At 58.3% G+C, this 1,725-nt stretch carries 1 protein-coding gene and 1 tRNA gene; one reads left to right on the top strand and one right to left on the bottom strand.

Annotated elements, in window-relative coordinates; translation table 11 throughout:
- Positions 1-2: 2 nt before the first annotated feature.
- Positions 3-77 (top strand) — tRNA-Val (locus Q8K05_RS06980).
- Positions 78-173: 96 nt separating this feature from the next.
- Here Q8K05_RS06980 and Q8K05_RS06975 read toward each other — a convergent pair.
- On the bottom strand, positions 174-1,725 hold a 1,552-nt coding region (locus Q8K05_RS06975), incomplete at its 5' end, for a PhoH family protein (RefSeq protein WP_305245784.1).

Below are 1,725 nucleotides of genomic sequence, written 5' to 3'. Positions count from 1 at the left end.
TAGGGCGGTTAGCTCAGGGGTAGAGCATTGCATTCACACTGCAAGGGTCGGAGGTTCGAAGCCTCCACCGCCCACCAGAATTTCAGAAAAATAAGAATAAAAAAGCCAAGTCGTTTGACTTGGCTTTTTTACGCCTGCGCTATTTCAGGCGCAGGAGAATTTTTCGCTCCGGCTCAGAGCACCTCGCTGGCGAAATCCGCCAGCCGGGAGCGCTCGCCGCGCGCCAGCGTGATGTGGCCGCCGTGCGGCCAGCCCTTGAAGCGATCCACGGCGAAGGTCATGCCCGAGGAGCCTTCGGTCAGGTAGGGCGTGTCAATTTGCGCCAGGTTGCCCATGCAGATGATCTTGGTGCCCGGGCCTGCGCGGGTGATCAGGGTCTTCATTTGCTTGGGCGTCAGGTTTTGCGCCTCATCAATGATGACGTACTTGTTCAGAAAAGTACGGCCGCGCATGAAGTTCATGCTTTTGACCTTGATGCGTGAGCGGATCAGCTCATTGGTCGCCGCACGCCCCCACTCTCCGGAACTGGTGTCGGTTTTACCCAGCACTTCAAGATTGTCGTCCAGCGCCCCCATCCAGGGACCCATTTTTTCCTCTTCGGTGCCCGGCAGAAAGCCGATGTCCTCGCCCACCGATACGGTGGCGCGCGTCATGATGATCTCGGTGTAGCGTCGGTCGTCGAGCACTTGCGTCAGGCCGCTGGCCAGCGCCATCAGCGTTTTTCCCGTGCCGGCGGTGCCTGCCAGCGTGACAAAGTCAACTTCCGGATCCATCAGCAGGTTCATCGCGAAGTTTTGTTCACGGTTACGCATGGTCACGCCCCAAATGGCGTTCTTGAGATGCGTGTAATCCTTGAGTGTCTTCAGCACTGCCGTTTTGGCCTGAATTTCAGTAACACGGGCATACAGCGATGGCTCGCCCGGCGCCTCAAAGAATACAAATTGATTAATCAGCAGGCTGGGCACAATCGGTCCCGCGATGCGGTAGAAGGTGTGGCTGCCTTGCTGCCAGCTTTCAATGGTCTTGCTTTGACGCGTCCAGAAGTCGGCAGGCAGTGCCAGCGAACCCGAATACAGCAGATCGTCATCTTGCAGTGTTTTGTCGCTTTGGTAGTCGTCGGTGGCCAGCCCGAGGGCTCTGGCCTTGACGCGCATATTGATGTCCTTGGACACCAGCACCACCTCGCGCGGCGCATATTCCTTGCGCAGGGCTTCGACCACACCGAGGATCTGGTTGTCGGCCTTGCCCTGGGGCAGGCTCAGGGGCAGCGTGTAGTCCAGCGGCTTGGTCTGGAAAAACAGGCTGCCACCGGCCTCGCGGTGACCGGTCGTGTCCAGCTTGAGGCCCTTGCCGATATCGGCACCCTGGGACCCTGCCAAGGCGTCCAGCGAGCGGCTGGTCTGGCGCGCATTGCGGGCCACTTCGGTCATGCCCTTTTTGTGGCCATCGAGCTCTTCGAGCACGATCATGGGCAAGAAGATGTCGTGTTCTTCAAAGCGGAACAGGCACATCGGGTCGTGCATCAAGACATTGGTATCGAGTACAAACAACTTGGCTGGCCCCGTGTGTTTGGCTTTAGAGGGTTTTGCTGCCAGCCTTGGTTTTTGAGCGCTCTCTTTTTTATAGCTTCCTGCGCCCGTTAATTCAGGGCTGGCAGGCTCTTTCTCTTTAAAAATCAGGGGTTGCGCGCCAGCGTCGGCGGCGCGGCTGTCCAACAGGTCCAGC

The organism is Polaromonas sp. (assembly GCF_030682935.1).
Classification (GTDB): Bacteria; Pseudomonadota; Gammaproteobacteria; order Burkholderiales; family Burkholderiaceae_C; genus Polaromonas.
Note: the sequence above shows the minus strand (reverse complement) of the source record. Positions and strands in the feature narration are given on the sequence as shown.